Raw genomic sequence first — 26,307 nt, 5'->3', positions numbered from 1 at the left:
ATCAGCACATTATGGCAATACGACCCGATAAACCGAAACCCAGCACCATCCAGCGCCCGCTGTCCCATGCGATCATGGATCTGCACCGCGCGCTAATCCAGGCCGAAGCCCGCGCCTACGGCCTGGATACCAGCCCCTACAAGCTTTTGCAGTCCGTGATGGGCGATGAGCGCTTCGCCTGGCTGAAGGCCTTCAGCGACCTCATCGTCGCGATGGACGAGGCCGGCGCGCGCGGCGAACTGCCCGATGTCATGGCGCTTGCCCCTTACCTGGAAACGTTGCACGGCCTGGTCGCGCCCGTGACCGAGGCCGGCCAGCGTGTGGCGACGCTCTCCAGTGGCGCGCCTGACGTTGCCGCCGCGCAGGAAAAGCTGGTGCATGTTCTGGCGGGCTTCAGCCAATGATCGGCGAGCCGCGCCGCCCGTTGGTGGGCATCACGCTCGACAGCGAGGAGCCGGGCGGCTGGTCCCGCTACCCCTGGTACGCGATCCGCCAGAACTACCTCTCGGCGGTGGCCGCCGCCGGCGGCCTGCCGGTGGCCTTGCCGCATGACCCGGCCCTGGCCGAGGAATGGCTGGACAGGCTGGACGCGCTGGTGGTGACGGGTGGCGCCTTCGATATCGACCCGTCGATCTATGGCGAGGCCGACACCCATGAGACAGTGACACTGAAGGCCGGCCGCACGACGGCGGAACTGTCGCTGCTGCGCGGTGCGCTCGCCCGCAACCTGCCGGTTCTTGGCATTTGCGGCGGCGAGCAATTGCTGGCGGTCGCCCTCGGCGGCACGCTGATTCAGCATATCCCCGACAGCATTCCGGACGCGCTGGCGCATGAGCAGAAGACCCGCCATGACGAGCCCGGCCATAGCGTGGCGGTGACGCCGGACAGTCTATTGGCCCGCATCACCGGGACGGCGGAGATGACCGTCAATACCTCCCACCATCAGGCGGTGCGGACGGCCGGGCCCGGCGTGATCGTGAATGCGATTGCCCCGGACGGCGTCATCGAAGGCATCGAAGACCCGCGCTACCGTTTCTGTCTGGGTGTACAATGGCACCCTGAATTCCATACCGATCCGGGCGATGCCCGTATTTTCACCGCTCTGATCGAGGCCTGCCGATGACCGAGATCGAAAACGAAAACGACGCCGAGACCGGCGCCGAGACCGAAGACGCCGCCCGGGGCGAGCGCATCGCCAAATGGGCGGCGCGCGCGGGCGTCGCCTCCCGCCGCGATATCGAACGCATGATCGAGGAGGGGCGCATCAAGCTGAACGGCCGCTCGGTCGAGCATCCCGCCACCTTCGTGACGGACGGCGATGTGGTGCAGGTGGACGGCAAGGTGGTGGACGCCCCGGCCCGCACGCGCCTCTTCCGCTATCACAAGCCCGCCGGGCTGGTGACGACGCATAAAGACCCCGAAGGCCGCCCGACCGTCTTCGAGAAGCTGCCGCCGGGCCTGCCGCGCCTGATTTCGGTCGGCCGGCTTGACCTCAATTCCGAGGGCCTGCTGCTGCTGACCAATGACGGCGAACTGGCCCGCAAGCTGGAACGGCCGGAAAGCGGCTGGATCCGCCGCTATCGCGTGCGCGTCAACGGCTGGGTGGATGAGAAGGCCCTGGCCTCGCTGTCCCAGGGCGTGACCATCGAGGGCATGAAATACGGGCCGATCGAAGCTGGGCTCGACAGCCGCAAGGGCGACAATAGCTGGCTCTCCGTCAGCCTGAAGGAAGGCCGCAACCGCGAAATCCGCCGCGTCATGGCCCATCTGGGGCTGGAGACCTCGCGTCTCATCCGTCTTGCCTATGGCCCCTTCCAGCTTGGCGTGCTGCCCAAGGGCGCGGCCGAGGAAGTGCCGGGCAAGATCCTGAAGGAGCAGATGCCCAAGGCCGATGCGGCGCCGAAAGCCGGGGCAAAGCCCGCCCCGCGCCGCCGAGGCTAAGGCCGTGAGGATCATTGCCGGACGCCTGCGGGGCCGCCGGCTGGAGGCGCCGACCGGCGACGCGACGCGCCCGACATCCGACCGCGCGCGACAGGCGCTGTTCGACATGCTGATGCACGCGCCCTGGGCGGAAGGGCGGCTGCGGGACGCCCATGTGCTGGATGTCTTCGCCGGTACCGGCGCGCTGGGGCTGGAAGCCCTGTCGCGCGGCGCGGCGCGTGCGACCTTCATGGAGAACAACCGCCCGGCGCTGGCCGTGCTGCGCGTCAATATCGCCGCCTGCAAGGCCGAGGATCTGTGCCGGGTCATCGCCGCCGATGTGCGCAAGCCACCGCGCGGCACGCCCGCGCGTTTCGTGTTTCTCGACCCGCCCTATGGGCAAGCCCTGGTGCCGACGGCCGTCGCCAGCCTGACCGCTGCCGGGTGGATTGCGCCGGATGCGCTGATCATCGCCGAAATCGGCGCGGAGGACGCGCTTCCGACCGAGGCCCCGCTCCTGGCCGACCGGAATTTCGGCGCGGGGCGGATCTGTATCTGGACCTTATCCTAGCCACTCGCTCGTTGCGCGGGGATGCGAGCCGTGAGCAGCGCCCGCACCCTGTTCACTTCCGGGCCGGTCACCCGCAAGGGCGCATAGCCCAGGGCGTCTGCCCGCAGCATGAGGTCGCAGCGGTCGGCCCCGAAGACGGGATGCAGGGCGACGACACCGGCGCCTTCCGCGAACTGGTCACGGTCGCCACTGTCGAAATAACTTTCCACGGGCAGACCTTCCGCAAGAATGACCCCGTGGCTTGGCAATTCGACATGGAAATAGGCGATGCTGCTGACCGGCAGCCGGGCGATGGTGGCACCGTTGATGAGATATTTCACCGGGATCAGCACGCCGGCGGCGTAGATGGCATGGTCCGGTGACAGCAGCAGGTCGCGCGCCGGCATATCCGGGCCGAAGGCATGGGCCGCGATGCGCACGGGCATGACGTCGGCCGGGCGCGGATGGCGCCGGCAATCGACATAGCGGCCGCCGATCCAGGTAATAGGGGCGAGCAGGCCGTCCGGTCTGCGCAGAACGTCACCGACGCGCAGATGCTCGACCGGCACAGCCCCGCGCGTCGACAGGATGAGCGTGCCGGCCGCGAAGCAGGCGACGCTATCCGTGAGCAGCGTACCCGATCCATATTGCCCAAGCGAAAAGGCCAAGCCGGAATAATCGCCAGCGAGATTAAGCGAGTAGCTTTTGCCACCTTCAGTAACTGTAAGGGCATCGGTTTCGGTATCAAGCGTCGCAGAGCCACCGCTGACGAAAGCGATATCGGGCAGATAGATGGCGTCAAAAACCTGGAAATTGCTGATCGTAGCGGCGGGCATAGCCAAGTCTTCGATGAACAGGCTCGAATCCTCATCAAAGACGATCGTCCCGGAGGCGACAGCACCAGCGTCCAGTGTCAGGGCGCCGAAGTCAAGGGTCGCACCGTCGATCGTGCCGCCGGACGTGACCTCCAGCGTCTGCCCGGAGCTGACCACGACATTGCTGACGGTCTGGCCGCTGCTGACGTAATCTGTCCTGTAAAGCCTGCCGCCGCTGCTGATGATCAAAGACGATGTGACGCCGCCCGATACATAGGCCCATCCGCCTGACAGCACGGTCGTGGAAATGGCAGTCGCGCCGGATACGACATAAATCTCGGTGGCAGCGCCGACAGTCGCGTCAATACTGGTGCCGCCGGACCCGATATATTCCTCAGTGAGGCCGTAAAATTCACCGAGATTGGCGGCGAGAATGGTGACACCACTGGCAAAGCCGCCATAGAGGTTCAGGTCACCGCCGCTGATCGTCGTCGCTAAGGCGGTGCCGCCGCTGACATATTCTTGGCTATAGAGTTCTATGGTCGTGCTGATGCTGGTGCCGCCGGATTCCACGGTCATGTCACCGCCATTCAGCGTTGCGCTGATAACCGTCCCTCCGGACAGGATATCGAGTGCCCGTCCGGAACTGACGATGATGCCGCTGACGATCTGCCCGCTGCTGACAATGTCGGTGACAAGAGCAAAGCCGCCGCTGCTGACGACAGTATCGGTCGCGACGGCACCAGAGACATAGAGGGCACCGCCAGACAGGACAGTGGTCGAGATGGCTGTGCCACCGGCCGACACCAAAGCTTCCCCACCGTCGCTGACCGTGGTTTTTATGGCCGTGCCGCCGGATTCCACAAAAAGAGCGCTCGGCTTGTCTGAGCCGACATTCGAGCCGACCTCGGTATCGCGGGCGACGCCACCGCTATCGACCATAACGTCGCCGCCGTTGATCACGGTATCAAGAACGCTTCCTCCGCTGGCGACGACCCACCCATTCAGCCCCACCAAAGTGCTGATCGCGACGCCATTGGAAATGACATCAATGGCGCCAAGATCATAATTAACACCGCTGCTTGATATCAGGATGCCGTCAACCGTCGCGCTGATGAGCGTCCCGCCCTGGACCGTCACGCTACCGCCGCTGACCAGCAAACCGGTCGCCGTCCCGCCTGCATCAATGATCAGGTCGGTGGTGGACCCAATCGTCAATCCGCTGACCGTCTGGCCGGAACTGACGGTGATCGTGTTGATATCCCGGCCGCCGCTCGATACGGTGGTTGCGATATCCGAACCACCAGCCGAGACGACGAGCGATCCGCCGCTCAGAACGGTAGTTGATATGGCAACACCACTTGAGCTGACCTGTTGATCTCCGCCGCTACTAACAATGGTTTTCACCATTATGCCGCCGCTGGAGACGACGGCCAGTCCGTTATAGTCAAGCGTCGTGCTGACGGCGCTACCGCCCTGATATACGTAGATCACGCCGATAGAGCCGCTGGTGCCCTCCACCACGGTGTCGCTGGCGACACCGCCTGCGACGTCGAGTGCGGCATAACCCACGACGGTCGCACTGATCGCGACACCTCCCGCCGATACGATGAGATAGGATGCCTGGGGAAAAACGCCCGAAACCGTGGCGATATCGACCGTGCCGCCACGATCAACATCGGCCATGCCGCCCGTCTCGATGGTAAGATTGACGGCCGAACCGCCGGCCTCGATCACCACAGTCTCTCCGGCGAAAACAGTTGCGCCGCTCAGCGTCTGACCGGAACCGATAATAACCGTCTCCGACAATATCCCGCCGCTCGATACGGTGGTCGCGATATCCGATCCACCGGACAAAACCAAAACCGCTCCGCTGCTAAGGATGCTTGTGGAAACCGCCGTCCCGCCTGATGAGACGACCTCATTGCCACCCGAGCCGACGATGGTGCTGATCGTTTTGCCTTGATCATAAACCAATCCACCGGCGCTGATGGTGGTGCGCAGAGCCGTGCCACCGCCGTTGACGTAAATCTCACCATCGTAAATGCCCGAAGCGCCACTGCTTCCTTCGACAATTGTTGCGCTGGCAATTCCACCGCTTGATATGGCCATGTAGCCGCCGGCCAGCGTCGTATCGACGACGGTGCCGCCGGACGCGACAGTCTCATAGCCATAGGCGCTGATGGACACGCCCGTCGCCACGCCGCCTGACGAGATCGTCAGCTCGCCCGAGGACGTGCTGATACCGTCGATCGTGACATCGCTGACGAGACCGCCCGCCTCCACCACCAGCCAGCCATTGGCTTCGACGGTAACGCCGACGAGCGTGGCGCCGGATTCGACGACGATCGTATCCGCCGCCGTAACGACGACGCCGGACAGGGTGGTCGCACCGCTGATATAGACGGGAATATAGGCCGAGCCGCCATCATTGGTAACAGTGACGGCAGTGCCACCGGGAAGCACGTTCAGCGTGCCGTCTGAAATTACGGTGGTGCTGATTGCCGTGCCGCCGGCCGACACCGTTTCATACCCGTTGGAAACGATGACGCTGTCGAGCGAAGTTCCCCCGGATTCGACAGTCAAACCGGACATTAAGAAATAGCTGATTCCTGCCCCGGCACCGCTGATCAGCGTGTCTTCAGCGAGACCGCCGCTCCAGACGAACCCGCTGCCACCCCCCGCTATCGTCGTTGAGACGATCTTGCCGCTGTCACCCGCGATGATATCCGCAGCGCTGCCCGACACCGTAACGTTGGAACCGACACCACCGCCAATATAGAGTGTGCCACCGCCATCAACCGTTCCACCCTGAATGACGCCGCCGGAATCCACTTCGAGCCGCATGCCGGAACTGACGGTGACATTGGACAGAACCTGCCCGGAACTGATGACTGTCGGCGCAGAGAAAATGCCACCGCTGGCGACTGTCGTCCCAACCGCGTGTCCGCCGAGACCGACATAGACGTCGCCGCCGCTGCTCACCGTTGCTGAAACAGATGAACCGCCGAATTCGACATCGTCATAGGCGCCATTCTGAATGACGCTGCCGCTGTCGACGCCGCCGACAAAGGCTTCGGCACCGCTGGACAGCACGGTTCCTATAGCCGTACCCCCGGAAGAGATATCAATATAGCTATAGACGTAACCTGACCCGGTGGCCGTCGTATGGTCAGCGACGCCACCGCTTTCGATTTCCAGGCTGACCCCTGCTTCCAGCGTCGCGGATAGCAGCGTGCCCCCGGAACTGACGATGATCTCCTGCCCGCTGATAACGGCACCGCTGAGCGTCTGGCCGGAGCTGACCGTGATGGTGGACATAAGGCACCATTTCTTAAAAATTGCGAAATTGGACGCTAAGAAACAAATATCCTTAAACAGAAACAAACCTTGGCAAATCGCCGAAGGATAAGACGCTCCCATTTCGTTGAAAATAAGCATCGATATGCGGTCGTTGCAACACCGATCTTGGCGACAGATTGATGATTTGACGGCTAGATTTCCAGAATTCTTACGAACCGTTTCTGCCATTGATGGCTGTTCCATCAATTATTTTTGCCTCTTGATGGGGCATTCCAGCAAAAAAGCGAGCAATATTTGCCAGCCGCACAATAACGGCGGCTGGCAATCCTTGATATTGCAAGGGAATATTTCGGCGGCCGAGATAATCGCCCCAGCCGGTTACGGCCGGTTCAGTCGAACTCGGTCGGCAGCGCGCGGTCGCGCCAATGGGCGAACATGCGCCCGATCTGATGCCGCTGAACACGACCCAACGACAGATCCTCGGGGATGGCGTCTTCCGCGAAAAAGCCGATCTCCGACGTCTCGAGGCTGGTCTGGGCTGCGCCGCCGGTCAGTTCGCAGAGATAGAAATGCTTGATGATGGAATAGAGGCTGGGCGGAAAATGGCCCTGCCGCGCATGGTCCCAGACCGCCACGAGCTTGACGGCGCGCGCCGTGAAGCCGGTTTCCTCCAACACCTCGCGCACGGCGCTTTCGGCCGTGGTCTGGCTGACATCGGCCCAGCCGCCCGGTAGCGTCCAGCGGTTATGGTCCATGACCTCCCGCACCATGAGGATGCGGCCCTGACCGTCGAAGACCGCGCCGCGCACGTCGATCTTGGGCGTGGCATAGCCGGCGTCAGACGCGAAGAGCGCCCCGAAGTGCTCGGCAGACCCGTCCGTCCGGGCCGCCAGCATCTGGGCCGCCAGGGCGCGCAGCGCCTCGTAGCGCTCCCGGTCATAGGGGTCTTTCGTGAAGGCGAGCCCCGTCTGCGCGGTCGCCTGAATGTTCCGCGCCCACAGCAGCCAGTCAGGCTCCACGCCGGTCATTCCGCGGCCTGCGCGCTGACAGGGCCTGCGGCGGCCCGGGCCGCCTCATGCTGCCGCGCATAGCGCTTGGCCAGCACGGCGCAGACCATGAGCTGCATCTGATGGAAGATGATCAGCGGCAGCACGATCATACCCACAGTCGAAGCGCCGAACAGCACATTGGCCATCGGCACGCCGGTGGCCGCACTTTTCTTGGAGCCGCAGAAGACGATGGCGACCTCCTCCGGCCGCTTGAAGCCCAACGCCCGCGCGCCGAAGGTCGTGATCAGCAGCACCAGCGCCAGCAGGACAGCGTTGGAGAGGATGATCTCCCCGAAACCCGACAGCGGCAGCTTATGCCATAGCCCCGCGATGACCGCGCCGCTGAAGGCCGTATAAACGACCAGGATGATGGAGCCGCGATCGGTATATTTTAGGATATGCTTGTTGCGCGCGGCCCAACCGCCCACCCAGGGGCGCAGCACTTGCCCGGCCACGAAGGGCAGCAGCAATTCCACGAAAATCGACCCGATACTCTCCAGCCCGCCGCCACCGCCATGGGTTTTGAGCAGGATGCTAGCCATGATCGGCGTCACGATGACGCCGAGCAGCGTGGAAAAGGTCGCGGAGCAGATCGCCGCCGGGACATTGCCATGGGCGATGGAGGTGAAGGCAATGGAAGACTGCACGGTGGAAGGCAGCAGACAGATATACAGCAGCCCCATCAGCAGCGCCGGGGTCATCAGATGCGGAAACAGCGCCTGAAAGCCAAAGCCCAGAACCGGGAAGAGCACGAAGGTGGAGCCAAGAATGGTCAGATGCAGGCGCCAATGGCCGAGACCGGCGACGACCGCTTCCCGCGATAGCCTGGCCCCCTGCATGAAAAACATGATGGCGATGGCCAGCGTCGTCAGGGCGCTGAAAATCTTCGCCCCTTCCCCATAACAGGGAAAAAAGGAAGCAAAGACAACGGTCGCCACGATGCTGAGCGTGAACGCGTCCGGCAGAAAGTTCATGATCTTGCGCATGACACGCAGTCTAGCCACGTGCGACGACAGAGGTGAAGCCATCACAGACGCGGGTTGCCACCGGCCAGCCGGGGGCTGACATGCAGTACCGCTCGGTCTCGGGATGCGCCGCTTGTCGACACCCAGCGGCACGATTAAGGGTGCAGACTCAAAAGAGTTGGGATGCGAACCGTGACGATCAACCGCCGTTCCTTTCTCGCCTCGGCCGCCATCGGCCTGCCCGCGATCACCCTGCCGGGACTGAGTGCCAGTGCCGCGACACCGCCGGCCGGTGCGGTGCCCATGGCGGCCTGGCCGCATCAGATCACGCAGAACGGTGCCAAGGTCACCATCTACGAGCCGCAGACGATCGACTGGGTGAACCACGCGACGCTCCGCGCCCGCGCGGCGATCGCCATCACCCCCATCGGGCGGACGGCGCCGATCATGGGCACGATCGAGGTGTCCGGCGTGACGGAGGTCGATACCGACAATAACCTCGTCTATTTCAGCAATCCGACGCTGATCTCCTCCAGCTTTCCGTCGCTGGACACCAGCCAGGCCTATACGCTGCAGACGCGCATCGCGGCCTATCTGACGCAGATGCCGCCGAAGATCATTCCGCTGAATACGGTGCTGCTGAGCCTGAATGAAAAGCCGGTGGCGTCAGCGCCGCTGAACAATAATCCGCCGCCCATCTTCTACAGCGCCCAGCCGGCCAGCCTTGTCGTGTTCGACGGCGAGCCGACCATGGCGCCGATTGCGAGCACGGGCCTGACCTATGCCGTGAATACCAATTGGGACGTCATCCAGGATCCCACCAATGGTGGCGCCTGGTACCTGCTCAATAACGGCACCTGGCTGGTGGCCCAGGCCTATACCGGCCCCTATCAGCCGACCGGCCCCCTGCCCGCCGCCTTCAGCGCAATGCCCAATGACGCGAATTTCGGCGAAATCCGCAAGAACGTGCCGGGCAAGCCGCCCGCACCCGGTCTGGTGCCGATCATCTTCGTGTCCACCAAGCCGGCGGAGATCATCGTCACGGCCGGCGCGCCGGCCTTCACGCCCGTGCCGCAAACCGCTTTGCAGGCGGTCAGCAATACCGGCGCCGTGCTGTTCCGCTATACGCCGACGAATACCTTTTACTATCTCGTCTCCGGCCGCTGGTTCTCGGCCAGCAGCCTGTACGGTCCCTGGACCTTCGCGACCCCCAGCCTGCCGGCCGATTTCGCGCGTCTTTCGCCGGACGGCGCTTACGGCAATCTTCTGGCGTCCGTGCCTGGTACGACGGCCGCTCAGGCGGCGGTGCTGAAGGCGCAGGTGCCGACCCAGGCGACGCTGCCGCGCAGCACGACGAAGGTGGCGGTGACCTATGCCGGCGCGCCGAATTTCGTGCCCATCCCCGGCACGGCCATGACATACGCCACCAATACGGCCTTCCAGGTCATCGGCGCGGAGGGCAAGTATTACTGCTGCTATCAGGGCGCCTGGTTCGTGGCACCCGCCCCATCCGGCCCCTGGATGCTGGCGACCGCCGTGCCGCCGGCCATCTACACCATTCCGCCGACCAGCCCGGTCTATAACGTGACCTATGTGCAGGTTTACAACGCAACGCCAGCGGCCGTGACCTACGGCTATACCGCCGGCTATATGATGGGTTTCGTGACGGCCGGAATCCTGGCCTATGGCACTGGCTTTTACTATCCGCCCTATGTCGCCTATGGCCGCGTGCCGGTCTATTACCCTTACGCCTATACCTATGCCGGCAACGTCCATTACAATACCGCGACCGGCGCCTGGGCCAATACCGGCACCGTCTATGGCGCCTATGGCCGCACGGCCACCGCAGGCTACGGCTATAACCCGTCGACCGGCACTTATGCGCGCGGGGCCGCCGTCTATGGCCCCAATGGCGGTGCGGCCGCAGGCTCGCGCTACAATCCGTCCACCGGCGCCTATGCCCATGGCAGCGCGGTCTGGGGTAATGGCAGCGCCAGCGCCCATGCCTATGGCTATAACCCGACGACGGACCGCGCCGGCAGCACGACGCAGAATGCCAATGCCTATGGGCGCTGGGGGTCCAGCACCGTCAGCGGTCCGAACGGCACGGTGAATACGGCGAGTGCGAGCAACGCGCGCGGCTCGGCCGGCGCCTTCAATGCCAGCAATGGCGCGCAGGGCGCGGCGGTGCATGGCAATAACGGCAACAATGCAGGGGCGGTGAAGACCACGAATGGGAATGTCTATGCCGGCAAGGACGGCAATGTATACCAGCACAACAGTTCCGGCTGGTCGCAATACAATAACGGCTCCTGGCAGCAGATGCAGAAGCCGACGCAGCAGAGCGCGCAGGCCAATCACCCGAATTACCAGAAGCCGACGACCTCCCAGCGCCCGACGACGAGCAGTCAGAACTGGAGCCAGCTCAACCGCGACCAGACGGCGCGGCAATATGGCGGCTATAATCGCGGCAGTTACAGCGGCGGTGGCGGCGGCGTGCGCCGCCGCTGGTAGTCACCGGCGTCCTGTCCTAATCACAGCCCCATGACCGAGATTCTGACCGCGCGCCTGCGCCTGACCGTGCCGACTATCGACCATCTGCCGGCCTGCCGCGCGCTGTGGAGCGACCCGGCGGTGACGCGCTTCATCGGCGGCGTGCCGCAAACGGAAGAACAGGTGTGGTCGCGCCTGCTGCGCTATATCGGCCATTGGCAGGCGATGGGCTTCGGTTATTGGGTTGTCCAGACAATCGACGGTGGCCGCTTCGTGGGCGAAATCGGCTTTTCCGACTATCGCCGCGACACGGTGCCGCGCTTCGACGGTACGCCGGAAATGGGCTGGGTGCTGAGCCCGGAAGCCCAAGGCCAGGGCTTCGCGCGGGAGGCGACCGAGGCGGCTTTGGCCTGGCGCGACGCTCATCTTCCGGGTGCCGAGACGGTGGCCATCATCCAACCCGACCACGCGGCGTCATTGCGGGTGGCGGATAAGCTTGGCTTCGTGGCAGAGCAGACCGCCATTTATCACGATGCGCCGATCCTGCTGCTGCGCCGGACCAGAATGATCCCGAGCAGATAAGGGCCGCCGATCAGCGTCGCCAACAGCCCGGCAGGCAGCATGTCGGGCGCCGCAAGGTTATGCCCTGCCCAGTCCGCCAGCAGCATGATGAGGCCGCCGGAGAGTGACGCCGCCAGCACTTGCGGCAGCGGGCGGTGAAAGCCGCTGATGCGCGCCAGATGGCCGCTCATAAGCCCGACGAAGCCGAGCGGCCCTACCAGCAGCGTCGCCGTCGCCGTCATCAGCCCCGCGGCCAGCAGCAGCAGCCCGCGCGCCGTGGCAACACTCAGACCCAGATTGCCGGCGGCAAAGCCGCCCAACGGCAGCAGCGCCAGCCAGCGGCGCATCGCCACCAAAGCCGCAGCCGCCACCGGCACAAGCGCCACAGCCGTTATGGCCGCCGGCCCCGTGATCAGCCCTGTATCGCCCAGCATCCAGGCGCGGAGCGACCCGGCGGCAGGCCCGGCCGCCAGCAGCGCCAGCGTCACCAGCACGCCGCCCAGCGCATTGGCGGCGATGCCGACCAGCAAAAGCCGGTCCGGCTGCGCCCTGCGGCCCCGTCCGCCCAGCGCCAGCACGAGCGCCAGGACCATCATCGCGCCCAGGGATGAGCCGAGCCAGACCAGGCCGGCGGCCGCCGGGCCGACGATGGCCGTCGCGACGATCCGCCCGCAGGCGGCACCTTCGCTGATCCCGAGCAGGTCGGGCGAGGCCATGGGATTGCCGGTCAGCCTTTGCAGCAGCACGCCGGCGGCGGCCAGCAGCATCCCGGCGGCAGCCGCGCCCAGCAGATGCGGCCAGCGGAGGGCGACCATCGCATCCGTCCAGACCCAGCCCTGCGGCATGCGCCCAAGATGCAGCGCCCCATAGCCGGCGCCGAGAAAGAGCTCCACCCAAAGCAGCAGGATCAGGCCAGGATGACGCGCGCGGATTATGGTAGCGGTGCGGGCATAGGCCACGGCCGCGCGCAGACGCGGGGCGAGGACAAAAATCAGCGGCGCGCCGATCAGCGCAGTGGCCGCCCCGGTCGGCAGAAATTCCCGGCCCGCGCCGAAGGCCGTCAGGACAATCTCATCCGTCAGCCACAGGATGAGCGCACCCAGCAGCGGCGACCAGAGGAGTTGCTGGCCGATGCGCCGCGCGCCGCAGGCGCGGGCCAAGGCCGGCGCCGCGAGGCCCACGAAACCGATGACGCCGACCGCGCTGACGACAAAGGCGGCCAAGCAGGTGGCGAGGCCCAGCGTGGCCAGCCGCGCCGGTGCCAGCGCCAGACCCAGGCCCTTGGCCCCAGCCTCGTCCAAGCCCATCACCGTCAGCGGACGGACCAGAACGATCACGGCCAGTCCGACAGGCAGCAGCCGCACCAGCAGCGACCGGAACAGGGACCAGTCCTGCTGGACCAGAGACCCGCCGCCCCAAAGATAGAAGGACAGATCGTAGGGATTGGCGAGAAGCTGCACGCCCGCGCTGACCGCGCCGGCATAGAGGCTGACCAGCAGGCCTGCGAGCAGGATGGCGATGGGCGAAAACCTCTGCTTGGCCGAGAGGCCGAAGGCAAGGACAGCGGCCAGCAGCGCGCCCGTCAGCGCGATGAATGGCCGGCCCCAACTGGCCGCCAGTCCCGGCGCCAGAGCGTCCGCGAGGGTGATGGCGAGCCCAGCTCCGGCAGAAATGCCCAAGGTCGCGGGCTCGGCCAAGGGATTACGCAACACCTGTTGCAGCAGCACGCCGGACAGGCCCAAAGCGGCACCCGCCAGAAGTGCAACCGCGACACGCGGCAAAAGGCTGAAATGCAGCGTCAATTGCGCGACGCTGGTGGCATCAGGGTGAAAGGCCGCCGCCAACCAAGCCCCGCCGGGCAACAACACGGCAATACGATGCAGCAGCAGGGCAGCAGCAAGCGCGGCCAGGTACAGAACCACAGACAGGCTCAGCGCAGGTCGCATCAGCCGACGCGGTCCTGCCCGTCCGGGCGCGCGAGTGCCGCGCGCATGAGGCCAGCGAGGCGCATGGCGGTGGGCAGCGCGCCGTAATTCCACACCGGCGGCAAAAACCGCAGCCGACCCGCCCGCACCGCCGGCAGGCCGCGCCACAGCGGGCTTTGCGCCATCATGCGTCGGGCTGGTTGTGGGACGGGGCCGAAACAGATCAGCCGCGCCTCGGGGCTTTGTGCCAGCGCCGGCAAGGACAAAGGCACCACGCCCCAGCCGCCACCACCCTGCCCCCAGGCGTTCGCGAGACCGAGCGCGGAGAGCACATTGCCGGCGAGGCTTGACCGGTCATAGAGCGCGATATGCGTCGCATCCAGAAAGCTGAAAAGCAGAATGGACCTGCCGTCATAGCCGGCCAGAGGCGTCAGGCTTTGCTGTGTGGCAGCTACCAGACTGCCGGCCTGCTGGCTGCGTCCGATCCTGCCGCCTAGATTGCGCGTGACGCTGACGGCATTGCGCAAGGGCAAGCCGCTGCCGTCATAGATGGTAAAGCGCCAGACCGGTGCGAGCGGCTTCAAAACCGGCACCTGCGCAGATTGCGCCGAATTGATGAGAATGGCATTTGGCTTGAGCGCGCTGATCCATTCCAGATCAGGGTCCAACCGCAGCCCGATATCGGTGACGCTGCGCGGCACCGGCAGGGTCGCGGCCGTTCGCGCATAATTGCCCGTCTCCGCCGCCGCTATCGGTGCCACGCCCAGCGCCAGAAGCGTTTCCAGCAATCCCCAGTCCAGCACGACAAGACGCGGCGAGAGACCCGCCGCGTCTGCCAAGCCAGGTATCAAACAGGCGCTAGCCGCGCCTGCCAAGACGGCACGGCGCGAGGTCACCACTTATACTTCAGCGATCCCAAGACAACGCGCTTCAGGCCGTAGGAACAGGCGATATCGCTGGTGCAGCCGGCGACATAGGTGGTGTTGAGCAGATTGGTGCCGTTCATCTGGAAGCTCAGCCCACTCAGCTGATCGCTCAAAGCCGAAAGATCGTAGGTCACCGTCGCATCCAGCAGCGTCACGGCATGGAGCGAGAAACTGTCGGCGTCGTCGCCATAGGTGGAGCCGACATAGCGCAGGCCGCCGCCCAGCGTCAGGCCGCGCAGCGCGTGCCAAGGCAAGCGGTAATCGGCCCAGACGGACGCCATATTGCTCGGGATTTCGGCCGGCGTAGCGCCGACATTATAGGTATAGGCGCCGCTGGTCGTGTTGCTTTTGGTCACGACATTGTCGAGATAAGTATAGGACAGGATAAGGTTGAGATGATCCGTCAGGCTGGCATGGCCTTCCAGCTCCAACCCGCGTGAGCGGATTTCCCCTGTCTGTGTCTGGAAGTTGGAATTGGTCGGGTCCGTCGTCAGAACATTCTGCTGCGTCAGGTTGAACAGGGCGGCGGTGACGAAGCTGTTATAGCCGGGCGGCTGGTATTTGACCCCGACCTCGTACTGCTGGCCCGTCGTGGGCTTGAAGGCATTGCCATTCGCGTCCGTGCCGACTTCCGGCTGAAAGGACGTGGAATAGCTGGCATAGGGCGAGAGTCCGTTATCCATCAGATAGACCGCCCCGACGCGCCATGTGAATTTGCTGTCGTTCTGATCGGCCCAGGCGCTGCCATCCGTCTCGTCATGCTCGGCCTGGGATGACCAGTCATTGCGGCCGCCAATGAGCAGCGCCAGGTGGCCGAGACGCATCTGGTCCTGCGCATAAAGCCCGGTCTGCTGCTGCAATTCGGTATCGGTGGTGAAAGACGTCACCGGATTGATGACCTGATGATAGACCGGCGCGAAGATGTTGAGGTCCGGCTCGTCAAAATTGCTGCCGTAGACTTCCTTGTAATAGACGCGCTGATAGTCCAGCCCCATGGTGACGGTATGGCGCACGGGACCGGTGCCGAACCTGGCCTGCGCATTGGTATCGACCGTAAACTGGTTCAGCGAGGTGTCGTTGGAGAAGGCATAGCGTTCCAGCGACATGCCGTCCGGCGTCACGCCATAGGCGAAGACATTCTGCAAGTCCGCCTTGTCATAGGTATAGCGGGCGGACTGATGCACCGACCAGACATCGTCAAAACGATGATCGAACAGATAGCCGATGGAGGCTTCGGTCTTGCTGTAATGCTGGTAGTTGGGGTCACCGGGGTTCAATTCGGTCGGAATCTGGCCCGGCGTATTGCCCCAGACCGTGCCCTGCGCCGGCAGCGTATTGTAATAGCCGGCCTCCGGCACATCCTGATAGCGGCTGAGGATGGTGAAGCTGGTATCGGCGTCGGGCTTGAAGGTGACGGAGGGCGCGATGGAGACGCGCTTCTTGTCGATGCCCTTGACCTGGGTATCGCCGTCCACGGCAGACCCCACGATACGGTAGAAAACCTTGTCGCTGCCGTCGACAGGTCCGCCGAGATCGAAACCGCCGCCGATCTGCTCGGGCGATCCGCCTTGCAGATAGACTTCATGCTGCGGCGTTTCGGTGGGCATCTTGCTGGTCAGGTTGACCATGCCACCGGGGCTGACCGAGCCGTACAGAACAGAGGCCGGGCCGTGCAGAACCTCGATCCGCTCCAGGTCATAAGGGTCAATCGACAGAACATTATAGGCATTGGTCGGCAGCAACATGCCGTCCAGAAATTCCTGCATCAAAAAGCCACGGCCATAGACCTGTTCATAGGTTTCGCCGTTGAGGCCGTTTTCCTCGGAATCGACGCCGGAAGTGTAAAGCAGCGCCTGCCGCACGCTCTGCACATCCTGGTCGTCCATCTGCTTGCGCGTGACGGTGGAAATGGCCTGCGGCACTTCCCGGATCGGCGTATTGCTTTTGGTGGCCGTATCCGTGCGCGTCGCGACATAGCCGACACCGGGTCCGCGCGGGCTCTGGCCGTTGGCAGCCGAGCCCAGGACCGTCACCGGCGGCAGGCTGGCGCCGCTGCCCTGCGCCACCGCGTCCAGCCGCACCACACCCGTGCCGGTCACGCTATAGGCGAGACCGGTGCCGGTGAGCATGACGCCCAGCGCCTCGGTGCCGCTATAGCGACCACTGACCGGGGCCGAGCGCTTGCCGGCCGTCAAATCGGCGGAATAGGCAATCTGCAAGCCGGTGCGCAGCATCAACTGGCGCAAAGCCTGATCCAGCGGCTGGCCGGGAATGGCGATAGCGACCGCCGTCGCCGTCCCCACGCCCTGCGCCCAAAGCGGTCCGGGCAGAACCGCCAGACCGCAGCTGAGCGCGGTGGTCAGCCCAAGAACGGCCAGAAACCGGTTTTGGCGAGGCAGCGGGCCGGATCGGCCGGTATCGAGGCGCGTCATAGAATTCCTCATGGCGGAGCGGCAGGCGCTCAAAAAATGCAACTAAGAAGCGTTTGCATTTCTATGACGTGCGGGCAGCGCCGGGATCACAACTACGGCTCAAACTTTTTGAACAAAAATCAGTGCAGGATGAGCAGCCGGTCCGAAACGCGGGTGACGGCCGCGCCGCTGAGCCTGGCCAGATCGTCAATGGCGGCGGCGGGCTGCCGCAGGTCATAGCCGCCACTGACTTTGATGCGCGCCAGAACGGGATTTGCCATGACAATCCAGCCGCGCTGATAGCGGCGCAGTTCGGCCACGACATCGCCCAAGGACGCGTCCTGAAAGAACAGCCGATGATCGAGCCAGGCGAAGGTGATGCCGGGGTCGATTGCCTGCACGGGTTGCAAGACCCCGCCGATGACCGAAACCGCCTGCCCTGCCTTGACGCTTTCCCCGCCCGTCGGGGTTTGGACGGAAACCTGCCCCTGCCGCACCGCGACCGTCACATCACCGCCGCGCCGGTCCACCGAAAATTCCGTGCCGATATCCTGGACGATGATGGCGCCCACATGCACACGGAAAGGCTTCGCCGCATGATGCACGGCGATGAAAATGCGTCCGCTCCGCAAGGTCAGGCTACGTTCGGATGGCCCGACGCCGAAATCGACCGCCGAGGCGGTATCCAGCGTCAGCTCGCTGCCGTCTGCCAATATCGCGCTGCGTTCCGCGCCGATGCGGGTGGTGTAATCGTCCCCCAGATGCAGCGGCAGACCGGCCAGACGCAGCGGCAGACCGGCCAGACGCAGTGCGCCGAGGCCCAGGAAGGCCGCCACCAAGATGGACGCCGCCATAGCCAGGGCCGGCCGGAGAACGCGGCGCTTCCGCGCCGCTTTCTGGCTCCGCAGGGCAGCGAGAAAAGCGGGGTCATGCCAAAGCCGCGATACGTCCGCGAAAGCCGCTTCATGCGCCGGGTCCGCCGCCAGCCAGGACCGAAATTCTGTCCCCGCAGCGCCCGCCATCAGCCAGTCCAGCGCCGCCTTGCGCGCGCTTGTCATGCCGTCACCGGACAATGGGGCATGATTGCTGTCATCGCCCTCTATGACGTTTGAGGGCTGGCTTTCTCCCATTCTGTCAGACATCGAAATTTTTCGCGGCTTGCAGGCAGAGTTCCATGGCGCGGCGGATATCGGCGGTGACGGTATTGGGCGAGACGCCGAGGTGGCGCGCGATCTTGGTATGCGGCCAGCCTTCGATGCGGCTGAGGACAAGCGCCTGCCGGCAGCGCGGCGGCAGGCCCGCCAGGATCGTCTCATAGGCGCGCTGGCGGTCGGTATCGATCAGCCCGGCCTCGGCCGTCGGCGCAGGTGCCGCGACGTCGGCCACCGCATCCGCATCGATTTCCGTGGCATGGTAGCGGGCGCGAATTTGGCTTTTGCGGCGATGGTCGATGGACAGGTTATCGACCACGCGATGCAGGAAGGCGCGGATATTGCCAATGGCGCCCTGGTCCTGCACGGCGAGCTTGGCCCAGGTATCCTGCACCAGATCGTCGGCATCCGCCTGCGTCGTCGCGCGGCGGCGGGCATGGGTCCGCAGCTCCCCCTGATAGAGCGCGGCCAGCCTCGCGAGACCTGAACCTCCCCCCTCAGTCACCCGACCCTCGGCACCGGCACATGGTCTCGCTTCATAAAAACGAGCCCAGCGCCCGCGCGCCTGCTTTAGGTTAGTTGCGACTAATTCGCAAATTCAATTACAGGAAGAGCTGCACGACCGAGAGGATGACGCAGGTGATGATGGCATTCAGCGCCATGCCGAGGGACGCGAAAGCCCCAGCCGTCGGGTCGACCTGAAAGGCCCGTGCCGCGCCGAACCCATGGGCCGTCACGCCGATGGCCAGTCCCCGCGCCCGATAATCGCGGATGCCCAGGCGGTTGAAGATGGGGGTTGCCGTCATGGCGCCGACGACGCCCGCGAAGAGCACGATGACGGCAGCGAGCGCCGGCACGCCGCCGAGTTCCGCGGCCATCTGCATCGCAACCGGCGTGGTGGTGGCGCGCGGCGCGATGGAGGCCAGCATGGCGCGCGGCGCGCCGAACAGCGACAGGATGCCGACGGCACTGACGATGGCCGTCACCGCCCCGGCGCAGAGTGCGAGCGTGATCGGCAATGCCAATTGGCGGATAAGCCGGGCGCGCGCCCAGATGGGCACGGCCAGACCCACCACCGCCGGCCCCAGCAGGAAGGCCAGAACTGAAGTGGCACTGGCATAAGTGGCGTAAGGCGTATGCGTGATCAGCAATATCGCGATGATGACGGGCGTGGAGAGCAGAACCGGATGGCACAGCGGATGCCGCCCCGTGCTGCGCGACAGCCTGTCCGCTCCTTCGAAGACCAGCAGCGTCACCGCCAGCCAGAAGGCCTGGGTGGACAGCAGCCCGTTCATGCCGTCACCACCGGCGCCGGGCCGGAGCCCGTGCGTTTGACGACGAAGCGAAAGACCGAGACGGTGACAAGCATCGTCAGCAGGGTGGAGATTGTGGTTGCGACAACAAGCCCGATGCCGTAGCGCGCCAGCGCCGGCCCCTCGTCGATCAGCCCGACGGCGGCCGGCACGAACATCAGGGACAGATGCGCCGTCAACCATCCTGAAACGGATTGCAGCATCGGCCTTTCCCGCCGCACGGCCGCCAGCCAGACCAGCAGCGCCAGCAGGCCGATGACGGAGGGCGGCAGCGGCACCCCGGCGACGCGGTGCAGACATTCACCCAGGCCCAGACAGACGAATAACAGGGCGATGGCATCGATCACGGCAGAACCTCGGGACAATGGGTCCGTCTACGCCCCTGGCCGGATGAAGTAAAAATCATCTACCGCAGTGCAGCATCATGCGGACCGCAAGGGAAAACCCCAGATCAGCGCGCGCAGTAATGGACCAAGGCGGCCACCGCCGCGCCCAGCAGCATGACGAGGCCGAAGATGTTCCGGCGCGGCAGCAACAGAAGCAGTAGCAGAACGGCACCCGCCGACAGTACGCGGCCATCGATACGCATGCCGCCGTCATGGCCGAAGACGGCCGCCGCCACCAAGGCCGGGTAGATCGCCAGCGGCAGGGCGGCCACCGGCCGTTGCAGCCAGGCCGGAATCGGCCGATGGACGAAGACCATCACGCCCATCAGTTTCAACGCCATATTGCCGCCAGCGAGCGCCAGCACCACCAGCCAGTTCATGCCGGCACCTTCGGCAGCGGCGGCCACAGCCTCTCCACGATCAGCCCGCAGGCCGCCCCGCCGAGAACGGAAATGCCGGAACTGACCCAGAGCATCAGCGCGATGGTCGCGGCGAAGGAACAGAGGGCAATCGCGATCGTGCGCCGGTTGCGGATATGGGTCATGGCCAGCGCCACGAAGGCGCCGATGATGGCGCCATTCGCCCCGAAAGCCGCGACATCAACTTGGGCGCCGACCAGCGTGCCGATCAGCGTGCCGCCAACCCAGGCGCCGCCCGCCAGGATGCCAACCAGGATAAACAGCCGGCCGCGCGACGGGCCGCTTTGCGTCAGCGCGACCCCCACCGGGATATCGCTGATAAGATAGGCCGCCAGCATGCGCGGCAGGGCGGCTTTCGGCAAATCCGGCGCGATGGCCAGCGCCAGCGCCATGAAGCGCAGGTTCAGCGCCATGCCGACCAGAATGGCGGCGAGTGCCGACCCGCCGGAGCGTAGAACCCCCTGGGAGGCGATCTGCGAGGCCCCGCCCTGGACCAGAAAGGAAGTCAGCACCGGCCCCAGCACGCCTCCGCCCTCGGCATAGCTGTCCGCGCCATAGGCGATGCCGAACAGGGCCACTGCCAAGGTCAGCAGCAGCAGCCCGGTCGGCGAAAAGCCAGCCTGCTTAGTCATGCCGTCCGGCTTGCGCGGAGGCCGGCTGAAAGGTCAGCTCCCCTTCGATCGGCGCTGTCTTCGCCGCCGCGTGCAGCGGCGCGAAATCCACCTGCTTGCTGACGACGCGCTCGGCCGCTTGCTGCAACTCGGCCTCCGACAGCGGCAGGCCGAGCTTGGCCGCCGCGACATCGGCATAGGCGCGCGCCTTGTCCTGGCTCATGACAGCATCTCCCCGCGCGCGATGGGCGGCATGGCGCGATGATGCGCCGTCATCGCCTGAAAGGCATCGGCGATGGCCAGAACCTGACCGTCATCGAAAGCGCGCCCGGCAATTTGCAGGCCGAGCGGCAGCCCTTCGCCCGTGACCCCCATAGGCAGGGAAATGGCCGGTCCGCCGGTGAGGTTCCACAGCGAGGTGAAGGCCGTTTCATCGACGCCGCTGCCAGACCGCTCGTCATACAGAAGCGCGGCCGTGCCGTGGGTTGGTGACATGACAATATCGACGCCGTCCAGCACCTGCGCCATATGCGCGCAGATCTGCCGCCGCACGCGGTCGGCCGCCTTCATGTCGGACGGCGTCACCAGCATCCCTTCGATGAACTGCGCGCGGATGCCGCGTCCGAATTCGCTCCAACGCTCGCGCAGCAGGTCATGGTGATAGGTCAAAGCATCCACCTGCCAGACGACGGCGGCACTGAGCGCACAGAGCCGCCATTCCGGTGCGACGTAGGGAACAAGGATAGCACCGGCATCGGTAAAGACGCGCAGCGCCGCTTCAAAGACCCCGAATGTCGCCGGGTCGCAGCCCACACGGCCGGCGACGGCGGCAAGATCGACGCCGATGCGCAGGCCGGTGAGATTGACGGGTGTATCCAGCCCCTTGGCATAGCCGCCGCCAGCGACGCGGGCGGAGGATGCGTCGGAGGCATCATGCCCGGCCATGACATCCAGCATGAGCGCGCAATCCCGCGCGGTGCGCGCCATGGGGCCGACGGCATCCAACGAAAAACCCAGCACATGCACGCCCGATTTCGGCACGAGGCCGAAGGTCGGCTTATGGCCGGTAATGCCGTTGAAGGCGGCCGGCAGGCGCACGCTGCCGCCGGTATCGGTGCCGACAGCCCCCAGCATCAGACCGGCCGCGACGCCCGAACCGGAGCCGGAGCTGGACCCGCCGGCCCAGCGCCCCAAGTCCCAGGCGCAGCGCGGCTGCGCCAAGGCCTGATCGCTGTCGGGCTCGCCCAGCGCATATTCCATGGTGGTGGTCTTGCCGAGGATGATGGCGCCCGCCGCGCGCAGGCGGGCCACGACCGGCGCATCCTGCCCCTGCCACCAGGACGGGTCGACGACCGCGGAACTGGCCGTCGTCGGGCCTTCCTTGGCGGCGACAATATCCTTCACCGCCAGCGGAATGCCGTGCAGCGGTCCACGATCCTGCCCGGCCGCCAGTTCGCGGTCTGCAATGGCGGCGGCCGCCAGAGCGTGGTCGATATATTGCGTTGTGAAGGCACCGAGACGCGGATCAATCGCCGCCGCGCGGGTCTGAAGGGCGGAGACAAGCTGCACGCTGGTCAAACGTCCATCGCGCAGAGCGGAGGCACTCTGCGCGATGGTTGTGGGCATATCAGAGAGGGTCAAGCGGAAGCCTTCGCGAGTGCGCTGCGGCCGGAGCCGCCGATGTCACGGATGAGGGACACGATAAACAGCAGCGCCGCAAGACCGAGCGCGATGGCAGGGGCCGCCTTCTGGATCGTGCCGGTGAGCTGGCTGATGCTGTAGACGGTCAGGAAGATCAGAAACAGGAAGCCCAGGACTGCAATCAAGGTGGTGAGCGAGACCAGCGCGCCTTCCCGCCGCTTGATGGCGATGACGCCGACGAACATGGCCAGATACGGCACCAGCCACAGATAGACCAGCGTCGGACCCATGGCAGCGGAGGCCTGCAAGGGCGATTGCTGCACGACATATTGCGAGACCGCCGGAATGCCGATGGCCAGCACCGCCATGAAGATGATGGAGCGCGCGGGCGTGCCCGTCTTGGGGCTGATGACGCCGAGGCCTGTCGGCAGCATGCCGTCACGCCCTGCCGTCGCGGTGACGCGCGCGGCGTCATTCAGAACGGCGATGAGGCAGGAGAAGGTCGCCAGCAGCAGCGTCGCATCCAGCGGGATTTTCAGCCAGCTGACGCCGGAGGCATCGGCGACAATGGAAGACGGGGACTGGCCGGCATTCACGGCGGCCACATGCTGCAACAGAACCGGCACCAGCGTCAGGCAGCCGACCAGCAGCACGACGACGACGAGGCCGACGAGGACGGGCAGGATGATCAGCGTATTGCGCACCGGGTCTTTCGTCTCACGGCCGAGGGCGGTGAAGCCTTCGAAGCCGACGAGGCCGACGAAGACCATGACGAGGCCGGCGACGAGGTCGGAGAATTTCATGCCCTTGAGGGAGAACTGATCGGTAAAGCCCGAACCGGTATGGATCAGGGCGGCGACGATCAGGATCAGCACGAAGGGCGCGCAGATGACGGTGCAAAAAATCGCGAAACGCGCCGACAGATTGACGCCGCGATAGGAAATATAGGCGGCGATGATGGTGACGACAGCGACGACCAGAACCTGAGCGGTGGGGCTATTGGCCCAGGTCATATGCATGTCGAGCAGCAGGCCCTGGGCGAAGGTCAGCACGAAAATGGCGGTCAGCGGCATGGACAGGAAATAGGCCACCAGCAGCGGCGCGCCCGAGAACATGCGGGATTTGGAGCCGAAAGCCTCGCCCAGATAGGACATCAGCGAACCCGTCACGACATAGCGCTTGGCGAAGACCGCGACGCCGACGACCAGAAACAGGAAGGCCGGAATATCGAGCAGGATGGCCAGCCAGGATTGCTTGCCCGAGACCAGCGCCATCGACGCCGGATTGAAGATCAGGATGACGCCGGGCGCGAGGTACGAGGCGCCCATGCCCAGCACCTTGGGCATGGACAGCGTGCCGGCGCGCAGGCTGGGGGCGCCCTCTTCACGCGAGGCGGGCAGTTCAATGTCGGACAAGGTCTTTCCTTTACCAGATGGCGGCGGTTGAGCGTCAGTCGATGCGGGTGGCTGGGCCGACGGCCGCAAGAGCGATCATCAACCAAGCGCAAGATTTCAGTGAACCGTTTCGGGTCATCGTTGAACAATACCAGGGCATATCCCCTCGACGTCAAACGGATTCCAGGCAAATGTAGCGCGAATTTCAGGCGTTTAGGCATAATTTGCCTAATATTTATTCATATTCTGGCGGCATTCGCCGATAAAATGCGCAGAGTAAGGATGATGTCATACCAGCTGGCGGACCCACCTGACGCTGTATGGCCGCGATCAGAGGCCTTGCGCGGGACGCCACGCGGTTCCACGGTCGCCGAACCGGGTTGGGTAAGGACGCCAAGGATGCCGACAGTCGAGAATTTTCGGGACAGCCTAAATGGCACAGCCCCGCCGCCTGCCCTGCCCCCGGCGCTCGTGGCATTATGGTGGGCGGGTCGGCAGGATTGGGACCGCGCCCATGATGTCGTGCAGGGCCATGAGGGCGAAGCCGATTGCGACCTCATCCATGCCCATCTGCACCGGCAGGAGGGCGATACCGGCAATGCCCGCTACTGGTATCGCCGCGCTGGACGCGCCATGCCGGGCCTGTCCATCAGTGACGAATGGACGGCGCTGGTGGCAGAATTTTTGGCGCGCGCGGACGATTGAATGGCCGCCTTGGGCGGGGAAAGCGGACTATCGCCTTCCGGTTGAAATTGGCAGTGAGCAGACAGGACGAAGCTAACCGTCCTTGCACCGCCATTCTGATGGTCTCAATTTATTATTATTTAAGAACGATACCGCGCGAGCGCAGGGTTCGGCGGCCTGTGCTCAGCATATCGATAAGGCGTGCGCAGGTGTCGCGAAGATGGCTCTCAAGCAGATCAACGGCGCGATTCATGTCAAATTGGTGGATTGCAGCGACGATGGCACGGTGTTCTTCCCAACCGTGATGTTTGGCGTCAGCTTCGAGCCAGCGTGCCCTTTGCAATCGCGCCATGGCATCCGCCACGCCCCGGCTGATGAATTCATTCTGTGCCAGATCGGCGACCCAAAGATGGAACTGCCGCCCCGCCAGATCAATCTGTTCCGGCGTCGCGTCGGCGCTGGTCTCATCCAGCAGGCGTTCGATCTCGGCAATCTTGGCTGGGATGATATCCGGATGCGCCCGCCGCAGGCCTGAGACCTCCAACACTTCGCGATAGGCGAAAAGCTGCGCGATTTCCTCCAAATCGAGCGGCGGCACAATCCAGCCCCTGCCTTCGCGCGCGACCAGCCCCTCGGCTTCAAGCCGGAACAAAGCAGCCCGGATGGAAGTTCGCGATGCGCCAAGCTGACCCTCCATCCAGCGCTCGGTCAGCCTCTCGCCAGGACCCACTTCCATATCCAGAATCATCCGCCGCAGGCGGTCTTCCGCATCTTGCATTTGCGTCATCTCAGGCGAATACCCCCCTTTTTCACGCGGCCGGTCTCCTATGCGTCAGTCGTCTTGTTTTGGTATACCAAAACGGTCTACCAAAAAAGAGCAAAAGCAAATCAAGGCCGTTTCACGATGACAGATTCTCAACAAGCGCCTCAGGCCAGTGGCAACAGTGCGGGTCATTGGCAAAGGAATTTGGCCGTCTGTGTGTTTGGGTCGTTCACGACCGTCTTCGCGATGACCCTTCTGCTGCCGTTTCTGCCGCTTTATGTCGCCGAGATGGGCGTTCACGGCCATGCGGCGATCGTTCAATGGTCCGGCATCGTCTTCGGCGCGACTTTTCTCGCCGCTGGCCTGACAGCCCCCCTCTGGGGCCGTTTGGGAGACCGCTATGGCCGCAAGTCCATGTTGGTGCGCGCTAGCATCGGCATGGCCGTTACCATGTCGCTCATGGGTCTCACCACGACCATCTGGCAACTCGTCGGTTTGCGGCTTTTGGCCGGGCTCTCTGGCGGTTACGCATCAGGCTCGACCATCCTGGTTGCGACACAAACGCCGAAAGCGCGCTCCGGCTGGGCCCTCGGTCTGCTGTCCTCCGGCATCATGGCGGGAAATCTGTTGGGCCCCTTGGTGGGTGGCCTGCTGCCCCATTTGATCGGCATTCGCGCGACCTTCTTCGGGGCCGGTGGATTGATCTTTGTCGCTTTCCTGGCGTCGCTGTTTCTGTTGCGTGAGCCGCCGCGTGTGGTGCGGGCCGAAGCTGCCCGGCCCAAGGCATCATGGCCTGAAATTTTCGCGAACAAAGTGGTTCTGGCCATGCTGGCGACGGGGCTTCTCCTGATGGTCGCTACTATGTCGATCGAGCCAATTATCACTGTCTATGTGGCGACGCTGATCGATGACCCGAAACGCCTGACCTTCATGGCCGGTCTGGTGATGTCTGCCGCTGCTTTGGGAAGCATTATTTCTGCCTCAAGGCTGGGCAAGCTGGCCGACCGCATTGGCCACACGACCGTTA

The 26,307-nt window shown here is 64.5% G+C and carries 24 protein-coding genes; 8 read left to right on the top strand and 16 right to left on the bottom strand.

What is annotated here, in order from left to right:
* Nucleotides 1-11 precede the first annotated feature (11 nt).
* The 4 genes from ASILVAE211_RS19045 to rsmD are packed head-to-tail and all read left to right on the top strand — an operon-like array spanning nt 12 to nt 2,491.
* Nucleotides 12-404, top strand: coding sequence for a hypothetical protein (locus ASILVAE211_RS19045; RefSeq protein WP_227322949.1), 393 nt, complete (start codon nt 12-14; stop codon nt 402-404).
* On the top strand, nt 401-1,123 hold the full coding sequence (locus ASILVAE211_RS19040; RefSeq protein WP_227322948.1) for a gamma-glutamyl-gamma-aminobutyrate hydrolase family protein: 723 nt from the start codon (nt 401-403) through the stop codon (nt 1,121-1,123). Before ASILVAE211_RS19045 ends, ASILVAE211_RS19040 begins: the two co-directional genes overlap by 4 nt.
* Nucleotides 1,120-1,941, top strand: coding sequence for a pseudouridine synthase (locus ASILVAE211_RS19035; RefSeq protein WP_227322947.1), 822 nt, complete (start codon nt 1,120-1,122; stop codon nt 1,939-1,941). Before ASILVAE211_RS19040 ends, ASILVAE211_RS19035 begins: the two co-directional genes overlap by 4 nt.
* Nucleotides 1,942-1,945: 4 nt before the next feature.
* Nucleotides 1,946-2,491: a 16S rRNA (guanine(966)-N(2))-methyltransferase RsmD gene (gene rsmD, locus ASILVAE211_RS19030; RefSeq protein WP_319799601.1), complete on the top strand. Its 546-nt coding sequence runs from the start codon at nt 1,946-1,948 to the stop codon at nt 2,489-2,491.
* Here the strand turns inward: rsmD and ASILVAE211_RS19025 are convergent.
* From ASILVAE211_RS19025 to ASILVAE211_RS19015, 3 genes are all read right to left on the bottom strand, one after another.
* Entirely contained in the window at nt 2,488-6,606 is a 4,119-nt protein-coding gene (locus ASILVAE211_RS19025) for a Hint domain-containing protein (protein ID WP_227322945.1), read from the bottom strand. The genes rsmD and ASILVAE211_RS19025 overlap by 4 nt on opposite strands.
* Before the next feature lie 371 nt (nt 6,607-6,977).
* Nucleotides 6,978-7,616 (bottom strand): NUDIX hydrolase, encoded by a 639-nt coding sequence (locus ASILVAE211_RS19020; protein WP_227322944.1) that lies wholly within the window; start codon nt 7,614-7,616, stop codon nt 6,978-6,980.
* The gene (locus tag ASILVAE211_RS19015; RefSeq protein ID WP_227323019.1) at nt 7,613-8,611 is read right to left on the bottom strand and encodes a bile acid:sodium symporter family protein; all 999 of its coding nucleotides are present in this window, start codon (nt 8,609-8,611) and stop codon (nt 7,613-7,615) included. The genes ASILVAE211_RS19020 and ASILVAE211_RS19015 overlap by 4 nt, the downstream gene beginning before the upstream one ends.
* A 174-nt stretch (nt 8,612-8,785) precedes the next feature.
* On the opposite strand from ASILVAE211_RS19015, the gene ASILVAE211_RS19010 reads away from it, so the two are divergent.
* Together ASILVAE211_RS19010 and ASILVAE211_RS19005 are read left to right on the top strand one after the other, a co-directional pair.
* Entirely contained in the window at nt 8,786-11,116 is a 2,331-nt protein-coding gene (locus tag ASILVAE211_RS19010; RefSeq protein ID WP_227322943.1) for a hypothetical protein, read from the top strand.
* A 30-nt stretch (nt 11,117-11,146) separates the two neighbouring features.
* Entirely contained in the window at nt 11,147-11,677 is a 531-nt protein-coding gene (locus ASILVAE211_RS19005; protein WP_227322942.1) for a GNAT family N-acetyltransferase, read from the top strand.
* Here ASILVAE211_RS19005 and fhuB read toward each other — a convergent pair.
* From fhuB to ASILVAE211_RS18945, 12 genes are all read right to left on the bottom strand, one after another.
* Nucleotides 11,623-13,602 carry a Fe(3+)-hydroxamate ABC transporter permease FhuB gene (gene fhuB, locus ASILVAE211_RS19000; protein WP_227322941.1) on the bottom strand — a complete coding sequence of 660 codons (1,980 nt, stop codon included), beginning with the start codon at nt 13,600-13,602 and terminating at the stop codon, nt 11,623-11,625. The genes ASILVAE211_RS19005 and fhuB overlap by 55 nt on opposite strands.
* Nucleotides 13,602-14,420 (bottom strand): ABC transporter substrate-binding protein, encoded by an 819-nt coding sequence (locus ASILVAE211_RS18995; RefSeq protein ID WP_227322940.1) that lies wholly within the window; start codon nt 14,418-14,420, stop codon nt 13,602-13,604. The genes fhuB and ASILVAE211_RS18995 overlap by 1 nt, the downstream gene beginning before the upstream one ends.
* 53 nt (nt 14,421-14,473) lie before the next feature.
* Entirely contained in the window at nt 14,474-16,939 is a 2,466-nt protein-coding gene (locus ASILVAE211_RS18990; protein ID WP_227322939.1) for a TonB-dependent siderophore receptor, read from the bottom strand.
* Nucleotides 16,940-17,058: 119 nt separating this feature from the next.
* Nucleotides 17,059-17,976 carry a FecR family protein gene (locus ASILVAE211_RS18985; protein WP_227322938.1) on the bottom strand — a complete coding sequence of 306 codons (918 nt, stop codon included), beginning with the start codon at nt 17,974-17,976 and terminating at the stop codon, nt 17,059-17,061.
* A 76-nt stretch (nt 17,977-18,052) separates the two neighbouring features.
* Complete coding sequence (locus ASILVAE211_RS18980; RefSeq protein ID WP_227322937.1) at nt 18,053-18,574, bottom strand: RNA polymerase sigma factor; 522 nt, start codon at nt 18,572-18,574, stop codon at nt 18,053-18,055.
* A 97-nt stretch (nt 18,575-18,671) separates the two neighbouring features.
* A complete protein-coding gene (locus ASILVAE211_RS18975; RefSeq protein WP_227322936.1) occupies nt 18,672-19,364 on the bottom strand; it encodes an LrgB family protein in 693 nt (230 codons plus the stop codon).
* Nucleotides 19,361-19,729 (bottom strand): CidA/LrgA family protein, encoded by a 369-nt coding sequence (locus ASILVAE211_RS18970; protein ID WP_227322935.1) that lies wholly within the window; start codon nt 19,727-19,729, stop codon nt 19,361-19,363. The genes ASILVAE211_RS18975 and ASILVAE211_RS18970 overlap by 4 nt, the downstream gene beginning before the upstream one ends.
* 104 nt (nt 19,730-19,833) lie before the next feature.
* A complete protein-coding gene (locus tag ASILVAE211_RS18965) occupies nt 19,834-20,175 on the bottom strand; it encodes an AzlD domain-containing protein (RefSeq protein ID WP_227322934.1) in 342 nt (113 codons plus the stop codon).
* The gene (locus ASILVAE211_RS18960) at nt 20,145-20,819 is read right to left on the bottom strand and encodes an AzlC family ABC transporter permease (RefSeq protein WP_227322933.1); all 675 of its coding nucleotides are present in this window, start codon (nt 20,817-20,819) and stop codon (nt 20,145-20,147) included. Before ASILVAE211_RS18960 ends, ASILVAE211_RS18965 begins: the two co-directional genes overlap by 31 nt.
* Nucleotides 20,812-21,021, bottom strand: coding sequence for a hypothetical protein (locus ASILVAE211_RS18955; RefSeq protein ID WP_227322932.1), 210 nt, complete (start codon nt 21,019-21,021; stop codon nt 20,812-20,814). Before ASILVAE211_RS18955 ends, ASILVAE211_RS18960 begins: the two co-directional genes overlap by 8 nt.
* Nucleotides 21,018-22,439: an amidase gene (locus tag ASILVAE211_RS18950; RefSeq protein ID WP_227322931.1), complete on the bottom strand. Its 1,422-nt coding sequence runs from the start codon at nt 22,437-22,439 to the stop codon at nt 21,018-21,020. The genes ASILVAE211_RS18955 and ASILVAE211_RS18950 overlap by 4 nt, the downstream gene beginning before the upstream one ends.
* Nucleotides 22,436-23,854 (bottom strand): APC family permease, encoded by a 1,419-nt coding sequence (locus ASILVAE211_RS18945; RefSeq protein ID WP_227322930.1) that lies wholly within the window; start codon nt 23,852-23,854, stop codon nt 22,436-22,438. Before ASILVAE211_RS18945 ends, ASILVAE211_RS18950 begins: the two co-directional genes overlap by 4 nt.
* Nucleotides 23,855-24,232: 378 nt before the next feature.
* Between ASILVAE211_RS18945 and ASILVAE211_RS18940 the strand changes: the two genes are divergently transcribed.
* Entirely contained in the window at nt 24,233-24,538 is a 306-nt protein-coding gene (locus ASILVAE211_RS18940; RefSeq protein WP_227322929.1) for a hypothetical protein, read from the top strand.
* A 115-nt stretch (nt 24,539-24,653) separates the two neighbouring features.
* On the opposite strand, the gene ASILVAE211_RS18935 is transcribed toward ASILVAE211_RS18940, so the two are convergent.
* The gene (locus tag ASILVAE211_RS18935; RefSeq protein ID WP_227322928.1) at nt 24,654-25,304 is read right to left on the bottom strand and encodes a GntR family transcriptional regulator; all 651 of its coding nucleotides are present in this window, start codon (nt 25,302-25,304) and stop codon (nt 24,654-24,656) included.
* A gap of 222 nt (nt 25,305-25,526) precedes the next feature.
* Here ASILVAE211_RS18935 and ASILVAE211_RS18930 point away from each other — a divergent pair.
* A partial coding sequence (locus tag ASILVAE211_RS18930; RefSeq protein WP_264478980.1) for an MFS transporter occupies nt 25,527-26,307 on the top strand: 781 nt, incomplete at its 3' end.

Source organism: Acidisoma silvae (assembly GCF_020618775.1).
GTDB lineage: Bacteria > Pseudomonadota > Alphaproteobacteria > Acetobacterales > Acetobacteraceae > Acidisoma > Acidisoma silvae.
This window is presented reverse-complemented; position numbering and strand designations above follow the sequence as displayed.

Excerpts from the sequence above, each read along its gene's own strand:
- ASILVAE211_RS19035 (WP_227322947.1), top strand. The coding sequence starts at position 1,120 with ATGACCGAGATCGAAAACGAAAACGACGCCGAGACCGGCGCCGAGACC.
- ASILVAE211_RS18960 (WP_227322933.1), bottom strand. The coding sequence starts at position 20,819 with ATGACTAAGCAGGCTGGCTTTTCGCCGACCGGGCTGCTGCTGCTGACC.
- ASILVAE211_RS19025 (WP_227322945.1), bottom strand. The coding sequence starts at position 6,606 with ATGTCCACCATCACGGTCAGCTCCGGCCAGACGCTCAGCGGTGCCGTT.
- ASILVAE211_RS19020 (WP_227322944.1), bottom strand. The coding sequence starts at position 7,616 with ATGACCGGCGTGGAGCCTGACTGGCTGCTGTGGGCGCGGAACATTCAG.
- ASILVAE211_RS19045 (WP_227322949.1), top strand. The coding sequence starts at position 12 with ATGGCAATACGACCCGATAAACCGAAACCCAGCACCATCCAGCGCCCG.
- ASILVAE211_RS18940 (WP_227322929.1), top strand. The coding sequence starts at position 24,233 with ATGCCGACAGTCGAGAATTTTCGGGACAGCCTAAATGGCACAGCCCCG.
- ASILVAE211_RS19015 (WP_227323019.1), bottom strand. The coding sequence starts at position 8,611 with ATGAACTTTCTGCCGGACGCGTTCACGCTCAGCATCGTGGCGACCGTT.
- fhuB (WP_227322941.1), bottom strand. The coding sequence starts at position 13,602 with ATGCGACCTGCGCTGAGCCTGTCTGTGGTTCTGTACCTGGCCGCGCTT.
- ASILVAE211_RS19040 (WP_227322948.1), top strand. The coding sequence starts at position 401 with ATGATCGGCGAGCCGCGCCGCCCGTTGGTGGGCATCACGCTCGACAGC.
- ASILVAE211_RS18975 (WP_227322936.1), bottom strand. The coding sequence starts at position 19,364 with ATGAACGGGCTGCTGTCCACCCAGGCCTTCTGGCTGGCGGTGACGCTG.
- ASILVAE211_RS18985 (WP_227322938.1), bottom strand. The coding sequence starts at position 17,976 with ATGACAAGCGCGCGCAAGGCGGCGCTGGACTGGCTGATGGCGGGCGCT.
- ASILVAE211_RS19005 (WP_227322942.1), top strand. The coding sequence starts at position 11,147 with ATGACCGAGATTCTGACCGCGCGCCTGCGCCTGACCGTGCCGACTATC.
- ASILVAE211_RS18990 (WP_227322939.1), bottom strand. The coding sequence starts at position 16,939 with ATGACGCGCCTCGATACCGGCCGATCCGGCCCGCTGCCTCGCCAAAAC.
- ASILVAE211_RS19010 (WP_227322943.1), top strand. The coding sequence starts at position 8,786 with ATGCGAACCGTGACGATCAACCGCCGTTCCTTTCTCGCCTCGGCCGCC.
- ASILVAE211_RS18955 (WP_227322932.1), bottom strand. The coding sequence starts at position 21,021 with ATGAGCCAGGACAAGGCGCGCGCCTATGCCGATGTCGCGGCGGCCAAG.
- ASILVAE211_RS18935 (WP_227322928.1), bottom strand. The coding sequence starts at position 25,304 with ATGACGCAAATGCAAGATGCGGAAGACCGCCTGCGGCGGATGATTCTG.